Annotated in this window: 15 protein-coding genes; 8 read left to right on the top strand and 7 right to left on the bottom strand. The window is 64.9% G+C overall.

Annotation, left to right across the window (positions count from 1 at the left end):
- Positions 1 to 2: 2 nt before the first annotated feature.
- From F3J20_RS15455 to F3J20_RS15435, 5 genes are all read right to left on the bottom strand, one after another.
- Positions 3 to 818: a TSUP family transporter gene (locus F3J20_RS15455; RefSeq protein ID WP_345889889.1), complete on the bottom strand. Its 816-nt coding sequence runs from the start codon at positions 816 to 818 to the stop codon at positions 3 to 5.
- The gene (locus F3J20_RS15450) at positions 815 to 2941 is read right to left on the bottom strand and encodes an alpha-glucosidase (RefSeq protein ID WP_167283805.1); all 2127 of its coding nucleotides are present in this window, start codon (positions 2939 to 2941) and stop codon (positions 815 to 817) included. Before F3J20_RS15450 ends, F3J20_RS15455 begins: the two co-directional genes overlap by 4 nt.
- Complete coding sequence (locus tag F3J20_RS15445; RefSeq protein WP_167283804.1) at positions 2889 to 4637, bottom strand: solute:sodium symporter family transporter; 1749 nt, start codon at positions 4635 to 4637, stop codon at positions 2889 to 2891. The genes F3J20_RS15450 and F3J20_RS15445 overlap by 53 nt, the downstream gene beginning before the upstream one ends.
- Positions 4638 to 4762: 125 nt before the next feature.
- Positions 4763 to 6226: an NAD-dependent succinate-semialdehyde dehydrogenase gene (locus tag F3J20_RS15440; RefSeq protein WP_167283803.1), complete on the bottom strand. Its 1464-nt coding sequence runs from the start codon at positions 6224 to 6226 to the stop codon at positions 4763 to 4765.
- Positions 6227 to 6249: 23 nt separating this feature from the next.
- Positions 6250 to 7140 carry an SMP-30/gluconolactonase/LRE family protein gene (locus F3J20_RS15435; RefSeq protein WP_167283802.1) on the bottom strand — a complete coding sequence of 297 codons (891 nt, stop codon included), beginning with the start codon at positions 7138 to 7140 and terminating at the stop codon, positions 6250 to 6252.
- Between the two features lie 197 nt (positions 7141 to 7337).
- Here F3J20_RS15435 and F3J20_RS15430 point away from each other — a divergent pair, with 197 nt between their 5' ends.
- On the top strand, positions 7338 to 8399 hold the full coding sequence (locus F3J20_RS15430) for a LacI family DNA-binding transcriptional regulator (RefSeq protein WP_167041355.1): 1062 nt from the start codon (positions 7338 to 7340) through the stop codon (positions 8397 to 8399).
- Positions 8400 to 8651: 252 nt separating this feature from the next.
- On the opposite strand, the gene F3J20_RS15425 is transcribed toward F3J20_RS15430, so the two are convergent.
- Positions 8652 to 10178, bottom strand: a complete 1527-nt coding sequence (locus F3J20_RS15425; RefSeq protein ID WP_167041969.1) for an altronate dehydratase family protein — start codon at positions 10176 to 10178, stop codon at positions 8652 to 8654.
- Positions 10179 to 10363: 185 nt separating this feature from the next.
- On the opposite strand from F3J20_RS15425, the gene F3J20_RS15420 reads away from it, so the two are divergent.
- On the top strand, positions 10364 to 11077 hold the full coding sequence (locus F3J20_RS15420; RefSeq protein ID WP_167041352.1) for a FadR/GntR family transcriptional regulator: 714 nt from the start codon (positions 10364 to 10366) through the stop codon (positions 11075 to 11077).
- Positions 11078 to 11197: 120 nt separating this feature from the next.
- Here F3J20_RS15420 and F3J20_RS15415 read toward each other — a convergent pair whose 3' ends face one another.
- Entirely contained in the window at positions 11198 to 12382 is a 1185-nt protein-coding gene (locus F3J20_RS15415) for a porin (RefSeq protein ID WP_167041349.1), read from the bottom strand.
- Between the two features lie 576 nt (positions 12383 to 12958).
- On the opposite strand from F3J20_RS15415, the gene F3J20_RS15410 reads away from it, so the two are divergent.
- From F3J20_RS15410 to F3J20_RS15385, 6 genes are all read left to right on the top strand, one after another.
- Positions 12959 to 13843, top strand: a complete 885-nt coding sequence (locus tag F3J20_RS15410; RefSeq protein ID WP_167283801.1) for an IclR family transcriptional regulator — start codon at positions 12959 to 12961, stop codon at positions 13841 to 13843.
- Positions 13844 to 14004: 161 nt separating this feature from the next.
- Positions 14005 to 15009, top strand: a complete 1005-nt coding sequence (locus tag F3J20_RS15405) for an ABC transporter substrate-binding protein (RefSeq protein WP_167283800.1) — start codon at positions 14005 to 14007, stop codon at positions 15007 to 15009.
- Between the two features lie 5 nt (positions 15010 to 15014).
- A complete protein-coding gene (locus F3J20_RS15400) occupies positions 15015 to 15803 on the top strand; it encodes an ABC transporter ATP-binding protein (protein WP_167283799.1) in 789 nt (262 codons plus the stop codon).
- The gene (locus tag F3J20_RS15395; protein ID WP_167041337.1) at positions 15800 to 16618 is read left to right on the top strand and encodes an ABC transporter permease; all 819 of its coding nucleotides are present in this window, start codon (positions 15800 to 15802) and stop codon (positions 16616 to 16618) included. Before F3J20_RS15400 ends, F3J20_RS15395 begins: the two co-directional genes overlap by 4 nt.
- Positions 16615 to 17376 carry an ABC transporter permease gene (locus tag F3J20_RS15390; protein WP_167041334.1) on the top strand — a complete coding sequence of 254 codons (762 nt, stop codon included), beginning with the start codon at positions 16615 to 16617 and terminating at the stop codon, positions 17374 to 17376. Before F3J20_RS15395 ends, F3J20_RS15390 begins: the two co-directional genes overlap by 4 nt.
- Before the next feature lie 69 nt (positions 17377 to 17445).
- Positions 17446 to 18156 carry a class II aldolase/adducin family protein gene (locus F3J20_RS15385; protein ID WP_167283798.1) on the top strand — a complete coding sequence of 237 codons (711 nt, stop codon included), beginning with the start codon at positions 17446 to 17448 and terminating at the stop codon, positions 18154 to 18156.
- The last annotated feature ends 45 nt before the right edge of the window (positions 18157 to 18201 follow it).

Genomic DNA, 18201 nt, shown 5'->3' with positions numbered 1-18201 from the left:
GTTCAAGCCGTGAGGTTGCCAGATTGATAAATAAGCGCCGCCGTCTTCGCGTGCGCCGCCGTGCCGGCGCCGGTGATGGCCGGCGCGACGAGACTGCCGCCCGCGATCGCCAGCAGCACGAAGACCACGCGCCGCACCGCGACCGGAGACCAGTTCGGCGGATACCGGCGCGCGAGCCAGGTGACGACCAGCACGACCGGCAGCGCCTCGAGGCTCAACGCCACCGAAGCCGCGTCGAAACGGTGCTGGGCCAGCACGATGATGAGCCGCAACACGGCGTTGATCGCGAACAGCAGCACCAGCGTATCGCGCACGACGATGCGATCGAGCGGCTGGCGATACAGATGAAACACCATCGGCGGACCCGCGCTCGCGAACACGCCGCCCATTACGCCCGAAATACCGCCGTAAAACACGAAGCTGGCGGTCGAGCCGAGCTGCGCGCGCGGCTTCGTCTGCACGACCAGCAGCACGCTGCACGCCAGAATCGCCACGCCGAGCGCGAAGCGCACCGCGCCGATCGCGTTGTCCGACAGCCACGCCAGCAGGCACGCGCCGATCGCCACGCCGACGAGGCTGCTGCCATACGACGGCACCAGCAGGCTGCGCGGCAGGGCCGGTACGCGGCGCACCAGCATCGCGGCATTGGCCAGTATCATCATCGTGACGACATTTGCCGCGACCGGCAACGGCGCGAGATGGAACACCGCGACGAGGCCGAGCAGCACGAGCCCGAACGCGAAGCCGGTCAGGCTCTGCGTAAACGTCGCGGTCGCTACGCAGACCGCGAACAGCAGATGATGCAGAAACGCGCTCACTTCGCGTCCTTCCCGAGCGCCAGCAATTGCGCCTCGCGCGCGGCGCCGTGGCGCACGAAGACCGGCGGCTCGCCGAGCGGCGCGGCGACCTCGACATGCTGGCCGCCTTCGTAGCGCGTGCCGCTCCACAGATGCGTCCACGCATCGCCTTGCGGCAGGTAGACGCGCCATTGCGTGACGTCGGCCGCATGCACCGGCGCGACCAGCAGATCGCGGCCGTACAGGTAGTGGTCCTGGATCGCGTAGGTCGCGCGATCCTGCTCGTAGTGCAGGAACAGCGGACGCTGCAGCGGCAGGCCGCGCGACGCCGCCTCGTCGACGAGTTCGCGCACGTACGGCTTCAGCGCGACGAACACGCGCGTCATGCGCGCGAAGTGCGCGAGCACCGCGTCGTTCTGCCAGAACTGGAAGTTCTCGTCGGGCCGGTTGCCTTCGTGCGTGCGCATCATCGGCGTGAAGGCCGCCATTTCCGCCCAGCGCTGGAACAGCTCCGGCGTGCGCGTATTGCCGAACAGGCTCGTGTAGCCGCCGATGTCGCTATGGTGATAGGCATTGCCGAGCAGCCCCGACGACAACGCGCCGCAGATTACGGTCTGCAAGCCGTCGTGGCGCGTGAAGTCGACCGACTGGTCGCCGGCCCACAGCAGCGGGCAATGCGCCTGCACGCCGGTATAGCCCGCGCGCATGAAGAACACCGCGTCGCCGGTGCGGCCCGCCGCCGCGATCGCGCGCGCGTTCGCCTCTGCCCACAGCGTGGGCCACGCGTTGTGCATCAGCTTCGCATCGACGCCGTTGGCGAGCGTCACGTCGATCGGCAGGTATTCGCCGAAATCCGCCATCCAGCCGTCGAGGCCCTGGTCGAGCATCTCGCCGCGAATCACCCGCTCTTCGAACCAGCGCGCCGCGGCCGGGTTCGTGAAATCGACCACGCCGCAATCGAACTCGCCGAAATCGACCAGATAGTCGCTGCCGTCGGCGCGCGTCGCCAGATAACCGGCGGCCTTCGCCTCGGCGTACAGCGTGCCGTCGTTGCACAGATACGGGTTGACGTAGCCGAGAAAGCGCACGCCACGCGCGTTAAGCTGCTTCACCCATTCGGCGTGGCCGGGGTAGCGCGTTTCGTTCCAGCGCCAGTCCCAGAAGAGCCGCTTGCCGAACGAGGTCTGACGAATGCCGACCCAGTCCTCGCACCACAGGCCGCTCACGGCCAGGCCCGCCGCCACGCTTTGCTCCATGATCCGCTGCGCGTGGTCGCGGCCGTTCTTCAGGCCGAGAATCGCGCCGTCCATCACCCACGCGGGCAGCGCGGGCTGGCGGCCGAAGCGTTGCGAGACGCGCTCGACGAGCGTGGGGTAATCGTCGGCGAGGATGAACTCGAAGCGCTCGGGAATCGCCCAGAATTGCAGTTCGTGACGCTCGGCATGACGGAAATCGAAATCGGCATAGGCCGTCGTTTCCGCGTGCAGGCAGTACTTCTGCGACGACACGAAGGTTGGCTGCGGATAGTTGGTGTGGTAGTAATCGCCGCCCGCCTTCGCGGTCGTGTCGGCCTGCCACGTCAGATAGGTGTGCTTGTCGCGGCCCACGCCGGGCTCCGAGGTCCAGAGCGGGAAATGGCGGCCGCGCAGATCGAAATACGACATCTGCTCGCCGCAGCCCCACACGTGCTCGTCGTGCTGCGCGGGCACGCGCCACCACAGGCGGTTGATGCCGTCGCGCGCCGACAACTCAAGCTGCACGCCGTGCGCCGACTGGCTGGCGACGATCGTCAGTTCCGGCTTCGCCTGCGCGTCGCGGGCCAGCTCGATGCGCGCGCCGCCGTCCGGCAGCGGCGTGAGCCGCGCGTCGCGCAGCGCGACGCGCTCCTCGACGTAATCCTCGATGTCGAAGTTGCCGCGATACATGTCCATCCGCTCGACGCCGCATCCCACGAATACGGCCGGCGCATGCGGCGTGTGCTCGAACAGCGTGCGGCCCGCCACGCGCAATACCAGCTTGCCATCCGCTTCTGTCTGCCAGTTCATCGGTTTTTTCCTTGCCTGTTCTGTTCGTTGGGTCGATCCCGGTCCGTCAATGTCCGCCCGATTCGTTCGCCGAACTGTTCCATTCGAGGCGCCGCTCATGAGCCAGCGTCCAGCGGCGGAACACCGCCATCAGCACGAGCGCGACAGCCCATGTCAGCGCGATAAAGACCTGGTACTGGACCGTGACGCCGCCGTGGCGCGCGACGCCGAGCGGCGACATGGTGAGATAGATGGTCACGAGCATCGCCATCAGGAACACGCTCATGGTGCTGGCGTGACGCCACGGCGTCATGTCGCCGGTGCGCCGCAGTTGCGGCTCGTAGGCCGTCGCGCGGCGGTGGCGCCGGCCGAGCACCAGCATCAGCGAGACTTCGAACACGAACAGGATGCCCATCACGTGCACGAAGTTGATGCCGAACTTCTTGTCGAGCTGGAACAGCAGGATGCCGAACGCGTAGATGAGCACGTGCAGCAGCAGCACGATCTTCGCCGGGAACGCGCCGACCCGCTTGCTGAAGAAGCCCACCAGCACGACCGCGATGATCGGAATATTGTAGAAGCCGGTGAAGCGGCGCATCAGGATGTAGATGCCGTCCGGCGCGTACATCAGCAGCGGTGCGATCAGCAGCGAAATGACGGCGATCGCCACGCTCGCGCTCTTGCCGACGCGAATCAGTTTCTCGTCGCTGGCATCGGGCTTCCATGCGCGATAGAAGTCGAAGGCGATCAGCGTCGCCGTGCTGTTGATGACCGCGTTGAAGTGGCTCATCACCGTGCCGAACAGCACCGCGACGAAGAAGCCTTTGGCCCACCACGGCAGCACGTCCGCCACCAGTTGCGGATAGGCGAGATCGGGACGGCTCAGCGGATGGCCCGCATACAGATGGAACGCGATGATGCCCGGCACCATCATGATGAGCGGCACGAGCAGCTTCATCATGCCCGACAGCAGCACGCCCTTCTGGCCTTCGGCGAGGTTCTTCGCCGCGAACGTGCGCTGCACGATCGACTGGTTCGTACACCAGTAGAACAGGTTGGCGAAGATCATGCCGGTAAACAGCGTGCCGAACGGCACCGAATCCTTCGGACCGCCGATCGCCGAGAGTTTCTCCGGCGCCTGGGTCGTGATGATGTGCACGCCGGAGAAGAAGTCGCCATGTCCGAGCGCGAGCAGGCCGAGCACCGGCACCATCAGGCCGCCGATCAGCAGGCCGATGCCGTTGATCGTGTCGGACACCGCCACCGCCCGCAAGCCGCCGAACACCGCATACATCGCGCCGATGATCCCCGACATCCAGACCAGGATCGTGATCGTGCTCGCGTACGACATGCCGAACAGCGCCTGCACGCCGAACACCTGGTTGAACGTGATCGCGCCGAGATACAGGCCGGCCGGGTTCACCACCAGCATGTAGCCGACCACGAAGAACGCGCTCACCACGCGCCGCGTGGTCGCGTCGTAGCGTTCCTCGAGAAACTGCGGCAGCGTCGAAAAGCCGCCGCGCAGGTAGCGCGGCAGGAAGAACATCGCCAGCGCCACGGTCGCGACGGCCGCCGTGCATTCCCAGGCCATTGCCGAGAGGTTGTTCGCGTAGGCGTCGCCGTTCAGGCCGACCATCTGCTCGACCGACAGATTGGTCAGCATCATCGAGCCGGCGATGAACCAGCCCGTCAGCCCGCCGCTCGCCATGAAATAGCCGCGCGCGCCGTGATCCTTCGCGCGACGCGTGAACAGGTACGACACGAAGCCGACCAGCGCGGTGAAAAACGCAAAGCTCAGTATGGTGAAAATCATTGTCTCCTCATCTCTCTCTGAGGCCGCCGGCGGACTTGTATTGAGGCTTTTCCGGCCGGCAACCCGCGCGCCGCTTTTCGCAGCGCTGCGATTTTTGCACGAGACGTTCGTGCGAGATCATGCCGTTATGCCACCTGCATGCACAAGTACTTCATTTCCAGATACTCGTCGATGCCGTATTTCGAACCCTCGCGTCCGAGGCCGGACTGCTTGACGCCGCCGAACGGCGCTTCCGCTGTCGAGATCAGCCCCGTGTTGATGCCCACCATGCCGAATTCCAATGCTTCCGCGATGCGCCACACGCGCGCCATGTCGCGCGTGTAGAAATAGCTGGCGAGACCGAACTCCGTGTCGTTGGCGAGCGCAATTACGTCCTGTTCGTCGGTGAAGCGCATGACGGGCGCGACCGGGCCGAAAATCTCCTCGCGCGCGACACGCATGCCGGGCGTGACGTTCGTCAGCACGGTCGGCGCGTAGTGGCGCGCGGTCGCGCCGTCGAATGCCAGCGGCTCGCCGCCGCACAGCACCTGCGCGCCGTGCGCCTTGGCATCGGCGACCAGCTCGCCCACCTTGGCGAGCGCGCGATCGTCGATCAGCGGGCCGATCTGCGTCGACGCGGCACGGCCGTCGCCGCAACGCAGCTCGCGCACGCGCGCCGCGAGTTTGTCGACGAAGGCATCATAAATGCCGGCCTGCACGTAGAAGCGGTTCGCGCACACGCAGGTCTGCCCGGCATTGCGGTACTTCGAAATCAGCGCACCTTCGATGGCGGCGTCGAGATCGGCGTCGTCGAACACGATGAACGGCGCGTTGCCGCCCAACTCCAGCGACAGCTTCTGGATATGCCGCGCGCCCTGCTCCATCAGGCGCGCGCCGATGTCGGTCGAGCCCGTGAACGACAGCTTGCGCACGATCGGGTTGCCCGTCAGTTCCTCGGCGATCCGCTGCGCGTTGCCCGTCACGACGTTGAGCACGCCGGCCGGAATGCCCGCGCGCTCGGCCAGCACGGCCAGCGCGAGCGCCGACAGCGGCGTCTGCGAGGCGGGCTTGAGCACCATCGTGCAACCCGCCGCGAGCGCCGGCCCCGCCTTGCGGGTAATCATCGCCGCCGGGAAATTCCACGGCGTGATGGCAGCGCAAACGCCGACCGGCTGGCGAATCGTGACGAGCCGGCGGTCGTTCGACGGCGTGGCGATCACGTCGCCGTCGACCCGCCGCGCCTCCTCGGCGAACCATTCGATGAAGCTCGCGGCAAACGCGATCTCGCCCTTCGCCTCGGCCAGCGGCTTGCCCTGCTCGGCCGTCATCAGCAAGGCGAGGTCGTCCTGGTGGGCGAGCATCAGGTCGTGCCATTTGTGCAGCAGCACCGCGCGGGCTTTGGCCGTCAGCGCGCGCCACGACGGCAGCGCCGCCTGCGCCGCGGCGATCGCCTCGCGCGTTTCGGCGGCCGCCATCGACGGCACGCTGGCAATCAGCTCGCCCGTCGCCGGGTCGGTGACGTCGAGCGTGCGGCCGTCGTGCGCCGCGCGCCATGCGCCGCCGATCAGGCATTGCGTGCGCAACAGGGAAGGGTCTTTCAGATCAGGCATGTCGGGTTCCGTCAATAAAAGATTCAAGCGGATGCGCGCCAGCGTGGCTCGGCCAGGCCGGGCACCTCGGTGCGCAATGCAAAGATGCCGCCTGCCAGCGGCTCGCGGTCGAGTTCGTCGGCGCCGCGCCCCGCGCGCGCCGACGTGATGTAGAGCGTGCGCAGATCGTCGCCGCCGAATGCGCACATGGTCGGGCAACGCGCCGGCAGCCGATGCACCGCATCGACCTGGCCGTCGGGCGTAAAGCGCACCACCCGCCCGCCTTCGTAGAACGCGCTCCAGTAGTAGCCTTCAGCGTCCACGGCGGCGCCATCGGGGCGGCCGCGGTCGTCCGGGGTCGGCTCGATGCGCGCCCACACTTCGCGCGTGCCGCATTGGCCCGTCGCGGCGTCGTACGCGCTGCGGTAAATCGTGAAGTTGGGCGTATCGGAGTGATACAGCCAGCGCTGGTCCGGGCTGAACGCAAGACCGTTCGACGTCAGGAGCCCCGCGCTCAGCGCGTCGAGCCGGCCGCTCCCGTAGCGATAGAGATGCGCGTTGCCGCCCGCCTTCGGCTCGTCGATCGTGCCGGCGAAAAAACGGCCCGCGGCATCGCAGCGGCCATCGTTGAAGCGGCTCGTGCACACGTCTTCGGGATTGGCGGCGAGGCATTCGAGCGGCCGCGCGTTCTCGTCGAGCGTCCAGATGCCCGAGCGCAGGCCGGCGATGAAACCGCCCGCCTCGTTCAGCGCGAAGCAGCCGATGTGCTCCGGCATGGCCAGCGCTGTGTCGACGCCGGTGGCCGGATCGAAGCGATGCAGCGCCGGTTCGAGAATGTCGACCCAGTAGAGCACGCCGGCCCGCTCGTCCCAACGGGGGCATTCGCCCAGTTGGGCGCGGACATCGAGCACGCAGCGTAAATCGGATGAAGGCATGGGGGCACCGTGTTCCTTGTTCAGGCCGTGCGACTGAAATCGCAGCGCTGCGAAATAATAGCGCTATTAAATTTGCAAGTGTTACCAGGGTTAGTACGGCTTCAATAACCCGTTGCGCTGCGTCGAATGCCGTCGGGTCAATTACAATTGGGGTTTGCGCCCACCGCGGCGCGTGTTTTTTCGACCGTTTGCAGCCTATGCCACAGACAACAATCAAGGCACCGCGCACCCGGCGCAGCACCAACCGTGTCACGATGGAAGACGTCGCCGCTCGCGCGCGCGTCTCCGCCAGTTCCGTTTCGCTGTTTCTCCGCAATCCCGAGGCCGTTTCGTCGCGCATCGCGCCGCGCATCAGCAAAGCCATCGAAGTGCTCGGCTACGTGCCGAATCTGCTGGCGGGCAGCCTCGCCGCCGCGCGCACGCGCGCGATCGGCGTGGTGGTGCCGTCGCTCGGCAACGCGTTCTTTTCGGCGACGGTCGGCCGCATGCAGAAGGAATTCGACCAGCACGGCTACCAGCTGCTGCTCGGCGCATCCGAATACGACCCCGGCCGCGAGGCGGACCTCGTGCGAACCTTCCTGTCGTGGTCGCCGACCGCGCTGGTCGTGACCGGCTGCCGGCACGGCGACGAAACACGCGCGCTGCTGCGCACCGCGCGCCTGCCGGTCGCGGAAATGTGGGAACTGGGCGAACAGCCGTTCGATCTGCAAGTCGGGTTTTCCCATTACGAGGCAGGCGCCGCGATCGCGCAGCATATGCTCGACATCGGCGCACGCCGTGCCGCCTTCATCGGCGCACGCATGACGAGCGACGTGCGCGCCCGGCAGCGCTGCGAAGGTTTCCGCATGGCGATGCTGAAAGCGGGCCTCGACGTGCGCGTCGAAGACATCCCGGGCGACGCCACGCCGCGCGCGGGGGCGCGCGCGTTGACGGCGGTGCTGGACGGCATGCCCGACGTCGATGCGCTCGCCTGCTCCAACGACGTGATCGCGCTCGGCGCGCTGTTCGAAGCGCAACGGCGCGGCATCCGGATTCCGCAGCAACTGCGCGTCGCCGGTTTCGGCGATTTGCCGTTCAGCGAGGAATGCGTGCCGCCGCTCACGACGGTTCAGCCACGCGCGGCCGAGATCGGCCGGCGCATCGCCGAGGAACTGATCGCGCGCGTGGAAGCGCCCGAAGACAACGACGAGCCGCGCATCGTCGATGTCGGCTTCGAACTGGTCGTGCGGGCCAGCACGCAAAGCCCGGCGGCGGATTAGCGGGTGTTGTGGGCTTGCGTTGCGGTGCCGCGGAAGCATCCTTCGAGGTCGGCTTTGGGCTCGCTTCTGAACTCTCTTCTGAGCCCGCATCAGAGCCCATAAGCGCTGGCGCCGCACGGCGAGTTTCGCGCGACGTCCGTCGTCCGGTCCCATGCAGCATGGCCGCCGCGACAGACGCCAACCCAGGCTCAACCGCATCAACGCACCCACGCGCCGCCATCGGCTTCGTCGCCGCGGCGGCGCGCGCGGCACTTACATCTGCGCGCCGATCATCCAGGGCACGAATTCCTCGTTACCCACGCCGAGCGCTTCGCTCTTGCTCTTACCGCCCGACGCGACCTCGACGATCATGCGGAAAATTTCCTCGCCCTTCTGCTCGACGCTCGCCGTGCCTTCCATGATCTCGCCGCAATTGATGTCCATGTCGTCGACCATGCGCTTGTACATCGTCGAATTGGTCGCGACCTTGATCGACGGCGCCGGCTTCGCACCGAAGCACGAACCGCGGCCCGTCGTGAACACCACGAGATTCGCACCACTGGCGATCTGGCCGGTCGCGCCCATCGGGTCGTAGCCCGGTGCATCCATGAACACGAGACCATGCGTATCGACCGGCTCGGCGTAGCGATACACGCCCATCAGCGGCGAGGACCCGCTCTTCGCCACCGCGCCCAGCGACTTTTCCAGAATCGTCGTGAGACCGCCGGCCTTGTTGCCCGGCGTCGGGTTGTTGTCGATGCTGCCCTTCTCGCGCTCCGCGTAGGACTCCCACCAGTGAATGCGCTCGACGATCTTCTCGCCCACTTCCTTGCTGATCGCGCGGCGCGTGAGCAGGTGCTCGGCGCCGTAAATCTCGGGCGTTTCCGTCAGAATCGCCGTGCCGCCGTGCCGCACGAGCAGGTCGACGGCCGCGCCCAGCGCCGGATTCGCGGTAATGCCCGAATAACCGTCCGAGCCGCCGCATTGCAGCGCGATATTGATGTGCGAAACCGGCAGCGGCTCGCGCACGGCCTCGTTGGCCACCGGCAGCATCTTCTCGACGGCGGCGATCGCGGCATCCACGGTCTTTTGCGTGCCGCCTTGCTCCTGCATCACGAGCGGCACGAGCAGCGGGCCCGGCTCGACACCTTCGGCGATGAACATCGCGCCCATCTGGTTCGCCTCGCAGCCGAGGCCGATGATGACCACGCCCGCGAAGTTCGGATGCTTGACGTAGCCGCCGATGGTGCGGCGCAATTGCTGGATGCCCTCGCCGTGGTGGTCGATGCAGCAGCCGAAGCTATGCGTGAGCGGCACCACGCCGTCGACGTTCGGATAGGCCTTCAAGGCGTCGGGCGTGGAGAAATGTTGCGCGACGAGCTTGGTGACCGTCGCCGAGCAGTTCACCGTGCTGATGACGCCAATGTAATTGCGCGTCGCGACGCGTCCGTCCGCGCGCCGGATGCCCTGGAACGTGAGCGGCTCCGGCGCGGGCACGACGGCCTTGACGTCCTCGCCGAACGCATAGTCGCGCGCGAACTCGCCCATCGACATGTTGTGCACGTGCACATGGTCGCCGCGGTGAATCGCCTGGGTGGCGAAACCGATGATCTGACCATAGCGCCGCACCGGCGCGCCCTGCGCCACCTCGCGGCAGGCGATCTTGTGAGCGGGCGGAACGTCGGCAGCGACGACGAGGTTGTCGAAATCCGCGAGCGTCGTGCCCGCGGCAATCGCGCCGCGGGTAATCAGAACGTCGTCGTTATCGTGCAGTTTGATTACCAATGAAGTTTGGCTCATCATGGCCTCCTGTATGTGGGTAGCTCCGCCAAGGGGCGTCGAACCTGCGTCGCGGGCGCTTGCCGGATTGGCTTGCATCATGCGGCCGGTCGAACGCCACGGCAAATTGGTCAGGCCACTTTTCGGCCGGGTCGGCGTGAGCGGTTGCATGAGGGGCTACATGAAGGGCTGCATGAGAGTTGGAAATGGACAGTCATTCGAAAAGCGTGAGCGTGATCGCTCAAACGGTCAGACGAATCGAGACCGACATCAAGGCAGGCTGCTGGCAGGAGAACGAACGCCTCCCGTCCGAGCGGGCGCTGGCCGAGACGCTCGGCGTATCGCGCGCGACCGTGCGTGAGGCGATCGCGCGACTGGCGAGCAAGGGGCTTGTCGAAACGCGGCGCGGCAGCGGCGTGTATTTGCTCGGCAGCAGACCGGCCAGGCTCGTCGCGCCGTGGCTGCAATTGATTGCCGATACGCAGCCGCTACGCGAGGAGATGTTCGAGTTCCGGCTGGTCTTCGAGTGCGCGGCGGTGCGCTTTGCGGCACAGCGTGCATCGCGCCGCGATCATGAGCGGCTGGAGAGCATTCTCGCGAAAATGCGCGACGCGGTCGCGCGGGCCGACGTCGATTCGGAAGCCGCGACCGACGTCGAGTTTCATGCGGCGCTGACGGCCGCATGCCGCAACCGGCTCATCGAGCAGTTTTATGCCAGCGCCGTGACGGTGTTGCGCGAGCACATCTCGAGCAACACCTATGACGCGACGCTCAACAATAAGAATGCCGTCTCACAGGCCCGCGCCCGATTGCGCCAGCATGAATCGATCTACTTCGCCGTGCGCGACGGCGATCCCGATGCGGCGCAAGGTGCGATGCTCAAGCACATTCACTATGTCGAGAAGCAGTTCTCCATGTAGGCGCGGCACCAGGCACCGTCGTACTGAATGCTGCGGCAATTCCGGAGATCAGCCAAGGTCAGATAAGGGGCCGGGCCTATATATAGTAAGGCCGGCCCCTCGACGCGCATCGCGCCCAGCTCAGAACTTGTGCCGTAGCGCAAGCCGCACGAACAACTGATGGTTCGACGACGATTCGCCGAGCGAATCGATGTTGGCCCTGGCCTGGCCGCCGAGCGAGTTCGTGCCGCTGGCGATCTGATAGATGCCCTCGAAGTAGATATCGGTTCGCTTCGAGAGCGTATCGTTCACGAGGAAGCCGAACTGGTTGAAGTGCTGGTTGCCCAGATCGCCGACAACCGAATTGCCTTTCGTATAGCTATACACGAGGCCGAGGAACCAGGCCGGATTGAACTGCACTTTGCCGTTGACTTCGATGGTGTTGAAGACCGCCGAGGCGCCGTTCAGGTTGCCGATGTTCCCGTATCGCACGTTCGAGTAGTTCGCGCCGATGGCGAAGCGATCGAACGTATAAGCCGCGCCCGCGACGATATCCTGCCAGGAGCCGGCCGGATGGGCGCCCGCCAGGTAGCCCGAGTTCAGCGGCGAATACGCGCCGGTGGTGGCCGGCGGCGCCGCATTCGCGTTGCTGTTCAACGGCGCCCCGACATTCGACGGGTTCTTGACGAATTCGTACGCGGCACCCGCGACAAGCGCGTTGCGCGAATACAGCACGCCGAAGGTGTAGGCGCTGCTCTGCGAGAAGTCGCCCGCGACACCGCCGAGCGTGCCCGTGGCATTCAGCGTGAAGCCGGCGAGATTCGGGCTCGTGTATTTGATCGTGTTGTTGAAACGGTACGAGCGAATCATGTTGTCGATATCGCCGGGATGCCCCGCGCTCGTGCCCCACGCGGTCTGCGGACCGAAGGCCGCCGACATGTCCGAGACGCTGTCGTATTGCCGGCCCAGTGTGATCGTACCGAGACGATCCTGCGTAATGCCGACGAAAGCCTGACGGCCGAACATCGTGCCGCCCTGCGCGAGCGCACCGTTGTTGAGGTTCATGCCGGATTCCAGCGTGAAGATCGCTTTCCAGCCTCCGCCGAGATCTTCGGCGCCCTTCACGCCCCATCTCGATCCCCACGGACCGCTTACCGAATCGAGACCGATCTGGCTGCCCCCGACGGTTTTACCGTTGACGACCTGCTTGACGTTGTTGAGGTACTGCACCCCTTCGTCGATGACCCCGTATAGCGTGACGCTGCTTTGTGCGAACGCCGTGGTGGAAAGACCTGCCAAACCGATAGCGAGAAGCTGTCGTTTCATTTTTTTAGACCCTTGTTGTTTAGCTTGCCAATATTTAAGTTCTACAAATCAATACGCCAACGCGTTCCCTGCTGCGGGAATGATCTGGCGTATGGAACCACACACACCATCGGAACCACACCGTCCGGCCTTGGCGCTCACGCCACGCGAACGCAGTCGAAACGCTCCCGTGCGGCAAGGCGGGAAAACTCGATGAACCTTGTCGGGCAAATCCCCGGCAGCCGGTCAGATGTCGCGAAACGTTCCACCAATGGACAAATGTTTGTTATGTGGAATATATTAGCGTTGTCGAGAAAAAGTTCAAAAACAAATTCCGTTGGGGTTTACATGTAAAGCCGCAACACGCGTCACTATGCTTGGCTCATCGTTTTTCCCGCTATTTCGTTCTACTTTTTCTTCTCGCGCCGTTCTCGTTGCGGGTTTCCCCTGATGCGGAAAACAAGGCTTTTTTTATTCCATCACGCTACGATTGTGCCACCTGAAAAATAGCGTTTCATTCACGGAACAAACAGGAACCCAATAGAGCGCGTTCAACGACGCCCTCCGCCGCGCGAGCGGCGGCCCATGGAGTAACGCATGACCCCCGAATTGACGGGCACCGCATCCGACACGCAGGAAGATCGCAGCGACACGAACTATCGCGTACCCGCTCTCGAACGGGGCCTGCGCATCCTCACCGAATTCTCGCTGCGCGAGCCCGTACTGGGCGTGTCCGAATTGTCGAAGCGGCTCGGCATTCCTCGCACGACGGTATTCCGGCTGCTGCAAACGCTCGAAGCCCACGGGTTCGTCGAGCGCACCGATACGGATCGCAATTGCCGGCCTGGCGTCGCGGCGCTGCGTCTCGGTCTCGAGTATCTGGGTTCGCTCGAACTGACCGAACTCGGCCAGCCGCTTATCGACCAGTTGCGTGACGACACCGGTTTTACCGCGCATATCCTGGTTCGCGACGAGCGAGACGTGGTGTTCGTCGCGAAAGCGCAAAGCCATGCCGCACCGTTCAGCTCGGTGAGGGTCAGCATCGGCACGCGCTTGCCCGCCCATGCGTCGACGCATGGTCACGTGCTGCTCGGCGATCTGGATGCCGACGAACTGCACGCGCTCTACCCCGAACGCACGCTCAAGCGCTATACGCAACACACGCCGGCAACCGTCGATGCCTTGCATGCCCTCGTACTCGCCAACGCGCGGCGCGGCTTCGCCATCGGCCAGTCGAGCTTCGAGAGCGGCATCTCGGTGGTAACGGCGCCAGTGCGCGACGCGACCGGGCGCATCGCGGCCGTCGTCACGACGACGATTCTGAGTCCGCAACTCGCCCCCGCTTTATTCGAGTCGAATCTCGTCGACAAGGTGCGCTTTACAGCCGATCAGCTGACGCAGCGACTCAACGACGGCCGCGTGCCGGGGAGCCGTGGCGCGAGTTCATCGGCTCGTCACGACTTCGTCAGGACACACGAATGACGACGATTCCGCAGTATCGGGCGACGTCATGACGTCGAGGCGAACGAAATCGCAAAAGCATTTGCGACAGGTTTTTTTAGCGCAGTAGAATCGGGCGTAGATCGAATTAGAAACAACGTTTCATAGACGAAACGCCAATACCCATATCAAAGAGGTGACCGATGAGAAGTAGACGTGTGTTCAAACCGTACTCCGCTGGCCGTGGCATTGCGCGCGTCGCCGTCATGGTCGGCAGCATTCTCGCCAGCACGCTCGCGCATGCCGATCCGGCCTCGCTGCGCGTCGGCATCGGCGGCGCGGGCGAGGAACAGCTCTGGCTGCTGCATGCGAAGCCGGCCGTCGCCCCGGGACAGGGCAAGGATTACACGCTCGACATCACGCGCTTTGCCGGCAACGACAAACGCTTCCAGGCCTTCGAGGCCGGCGCGCTCGACTTCATCACGACGAGTGCGAACGCGGCGCTGCTGGCCGCTTCCGAAGGCGCGAAATTCAAGGTCATCGCCTCGCTGTCCCGCGAAAGCGCGAACGGTTTCCAGACCACCTACCTCGTGAGCGACAGCACGCCGATCAAGAGCATCAAGGATCTGAAGGGCAAGAAGATCGGCATCGATGCGCTCAATAGCTCGACGCACCTGTGGGCCAAACTGGTGCTGGAAAAGAACGGCATCGATCCGAATCGCGACGTGACCTTCGTGCCGGTCAGCTTCCCCGCGCAGGGCCAGGCGCTGCGCTCGGGCATGATCGACGTCGGCGTCTTCCCGCAGCCGTTTGCCAGCTCGGAAGAAACGCACGGCGGCGTGCGGCCGCTGTTCACGTCGCGCGACGCGGTGCCGTTCGATCAGGAGCTGATGCTCGTGATCGCCTCGCCGGACGTGCTGAAGAACCAGCCGGCCGCCGTGCACGCATTCCTGAAGGACCTCAAAACCGCGACGCGCTTTTACGACGATCACACCAAGGACGCCCGTCAGGCCCTGATCGACGCTCACGACGTGCGCGTCACGCCGGCGGTGTATCTGTCGATGTCGGACTACTATCGCGACCCGACCGATCGCGTCGACGTGCAGACCCTCGCGAAAATGCAGGACATCCTCATCAAGAACGGCATTCAGCGCAAGCCGGTGGATGTGAATCAGCTCGTCGACATGTCGTGGCTACCGAAGGAATAAGTGCAATGCCGATTCTCGAAGCACGCGGTGTGCGCAAAGTCTTTGCGACACCGAAAGGTCCCGTTGCCACGCTGGACGGGTTCAATCTCGCGGTCGAGGAAGGAGAATTCCTCGCGATCCTCGGCCCTTCGGGCTGCGGCAAGAGCACGTTCCTGCATATGGCGGGCGGCTTCGATCAGCTCTCCGGCGGCGAGATACTCGTCGACGGCAAGCCGATCGATCGCCCGGGCCGCGATCGCGGCATGATGTTTCAGGGCTACTCGCTCTTTCCGTGGGCCACCGTCGCCGAGAACATCGCATGGCCGATGCGCATCGGCGGCGTCCCTGAACGAACGCGCGCGGCCCGGGTCAGCGAATTGCTGACGATGATCGGCCTGCCGGAAGGCGGCGGCATGTATCCGGCGCAATTGAGCGGCGGCATGAAGCAGCGCGTCGCGCTCGCCCGCATGCTCGCGCTCGAACCGCGCATCATGCTGATGGACGAGCCGTTCGGCGCACTCGATGCGCAAAACCGCGAGCTGCTGCAGGAAGAACTCGGCAACATCTGGGCGAAGCATCGCCGCACCGTGCTGTTCGTCACGCACGACATCGACGAGGCCGTGACACTCGCCACGCGCGTCGTCGTGTTCTCCACGCGGCCCGCGCGCATCAAGCTCGATCTGCAGGTGGACCGCGAAGGTCTCGACTTCGTGTCGTTCCGCAAATCGCAGCGCTTCTTCGAGTTGCGCACGACGTTGTGGGAAGCATTGCGCGAAGAGGTCATCAAGGCACGCGAAGTGGAGCGGGTCGCATGAGCGCCGTTCTCGATGTGCCAGCACCGCCGCGCCGCGGCGGATGGCGGCGCCTGCCCTACATGGCCGGCCGCGCCGCGGTGCCGATCGTGGTGCTGGCGCTGTGGCAGTGGTTCGGTGCGAGCGGCAAGCTGCCGCCCTATCTGTCGTTTCCGAGCGACATCGTCAGCGCGACGCGCGAGCTGGCCGGCGAAGGCGAGCTGTGGACCTACCTGCGCGACAGCCTGTTGCGGCTGATCGGCGGTTTCGCCATCGGCTCGGCGATCGGCGCGGCCCTCGGGCTGGTGGCGGGCCTGTCGAAGCCGGTCGGCGAATTTGCCGATCCGCTCGTCGCGTTCGTCTATCCCGTGCCGAAGATCGCTTTTCTGCCGATCATGCTGCTTATTTTCGGCCTCACGAGCGCGACGCAGACGGCGATCGTCGCCTTGAGCGTGTCGTTTCCGGTGTTTCTCGCCGCGCAGCATGCGGTCCAGCAAATGGACAAGCATCTGGTATGGGTCGCGCGCAACTTCGAGACGCCGTTCCCGACGCTGCTGTTGCGTGTCGTATTGCCCGCGACGCTGCCGGGCATTTTCGCGGGCCTGCGCGTGGCGCTCGCGCTGTCGTTCGTGTCGCTGTTCGCGGCTGAACTGATCGGCGCGAAAACGGGTTTGAGTCTGCTGATTACGGAAGGCCAGGACTGGGTGCGCTACGACATCATGCTGACCGGCGTGGTCGCTTACGGGCTGCTCGGCTTCGTCGCCGATCGCCTGCTCATGGCGGTGCGCAAACGCGCGTTGCGCGGCGTGCTGCTCGGCACCGAGGAGGCTCAGCGATGATCGCACTCAAACGTATGTGGTCCGGCACACGCGCCTGGTACTCCGTGCCGCTGATGCTGCTGCTCTGGCAATGCGTCGCGCTGTCCGGCCTCATTTCGGCGCGCGTGCTGCCGCCGCTCGGCGCGGTGTTCGCGGCCTTCATCAACGACACGATGTCCGGCAATCTGCCCTATCACGTACTGGTGACCACGGGCCGCACCTTCGCCGGCTTCGTGATCGGCTCGGTGGCCGGGGTGCTGGTCGGCTTCGGGCTCGCCCGCGTGCGCTGGTTCGAATACCTGTTCGAGCCGGTGTTTTTCGCGGGCTATCCGGTGCCGAAGATCGCGCTGTTTCCGATCTTCACGTTCCTGTTCGGCATCGGCACGCCGTCGAAAATTGCCTTTGCCGCGCTCGAATGCCTCTACCCGGTCGTGGTCGCAACGCATCTGGCGAGCCGCGCGACGGGGCGCGAAATCGTCTGGGCCGGCCAGAACATGGGCATGACCCGCGGCACGCTGCTGCGCCACGTCCTGATTCCGGCGGCGCTGCCCGGCATTCTGAACGGTCTGCGCATTGCGCTGCCGATCGGCATGACGGTCGTGATCGTGACCGAAATGATCGGCGACACGCACGGTCTCGGCTTCTATATCGCGAACTCGGGGGCCACGTTCCGCTACGACAAACTGTATGCGGGCATGCTCGCGATCGGCCTCGTCGGTCTCGTGCTCGACCGTGCGCTGGTTTTCATTTCGCGCCGCCTCTCGCATGGCATGCGCTGAATACGCTTTGCGCGCGACCCTTCTTATTCGCGGACCTTATCCGCTGACGTATCGATTGACGAGACATACATGATGGACATGAACGAAAATCTCAAACGCGCACTCGACCGGCTCGCACTCGGTTGCCGCATTCTGGAACTGGAAGGCCACGGCGACATGTCGCTGGGACATCTGTCGCTGCGCGATCCGCAAGGTCGTGGTTTCTGGCTCAAACGTAATCGCATCGGCCTCGAAGAAGTACGCGGCGCCGAGGATTTCGTGCTGGTCGACTTCGAAGGCAAGCAGATCGCCGGCAGCGGCGGACGCCATTCGGAGTGGCCGATCCACAGCGAAATTTTTCTCCAGCGTCCGGACGTGCTGGTCGTGGCGCATACGCATCCGCGCCACGCCTCGATCCTGTCCGGCTGTCTCGAACGCTTCACGCCTTATACGCTCGACGCCGACTACTTCGGCGAATTGCCGGTCATGCGCGAAACGGCCGCCTTGATCGTCAAGCCGGAAGAAGGCAAGGCGCTTGCCGAAGCAATGGGCAGCCACGACGTGGTGATGATGGCCAACCATGGCGTGACGTTCTGCGGGCGCTCGATCGAGCACGCGATCTGTGTCGGCGTGTTCCTCGAACGCGCCGCGCGGATCGAGGTGCTCGCGCGCTCGGCGGGGCTGCCGCAGACGGCACTCGCCCCCGAGGCACGCGCCAAACGGATGGCGCAGATCATGACGCCCGTGCATTGGGAGCACTCTTTCGAGTACTTCGCGCGGCGGGCCGAAGCGCAAGGATAAGACCGGCGCTTCGCCGGCGCTGCTCGTATCGAATGAACAAGGGGC

The organism is Paraburkholderia sp. Cy-641, from assembly GCF_011752945.1.
GTDB lineage: Bacteria > Pseudomonadota > Gammaproteobacteria > Burkholderiales > Burkholderiaceae > Paraburkholderia.
This window is presented reverse-complemented; position numbering and strand designations above follow the sequence as displayed.